This is a genomic window from Bacillus sp. 7894-2 (genome assembly GCF_002272225.1).
GTDB lineage: Bacteria > Bacillota > Bacilli > Bacillales > Cytobacillaceae > Cytobacillus.
In genome coordinates, this window is the sequence record NZ_NPDG01000169.1 from 1 (window position 1) to 433 (window position 433).

The 433-nt window shown below is 40.4% G+C and carries 1 protein-coding gene; it reads right to left on the reverse strand.

Annotated elements, in window-relative coordinates; all coding sequences use genetic code 11:
* Positions 1-54: 54 nt before the first annotated feature.
* Positions 55-387, reverse strand: a complete 333-nt coding sequence (locus tag CHI10_RS21975) for a transposase (RefSeq protein WP_095246263.1) — start codon at positions 385-387, stop codon at positions 55-57.
* Between the last annotated feature and the right edge of the window lie 46 nt (positions 388-433).

The window sequence follows — 433 nt, forward strand, 5'->3', positions numbered from 1 at the left end:
CAAGCAGCCAGGAGACCGGATAGGTCCCCCTTAACTCATCAACCAGTTCATACTTTATTCTTCTGGGTATGTTTCCTCCTCCTTTACCAGATTTGGATACTGCTTTTTTAGAAATTCAACCTGTGCTTTTAAATAATCTCTTTCCTCTTCAACCGACTTGAATTTAGTCCTAGGCCTGCCTTTTAAAGGGTTAGAGATTCCTTTACGCTCATTAAACGGTACTCCAGCTTTCCATTTCTTAACCCACACTTTAAGCTGGCTGCAGTTACGGATTCCCAATTCTTCTGCCAGTACTTTATAACTCTTAGACCCATTCACGTATTTCATGACGGCATTATGTTTAAACTCCTCCGAATAGCTATTAAAAGTTTGTCCTTTCTTTGCCATAGAAAAAATCCCCTCCAAGTAGCATTCTTTCCTCCATGGTAACATG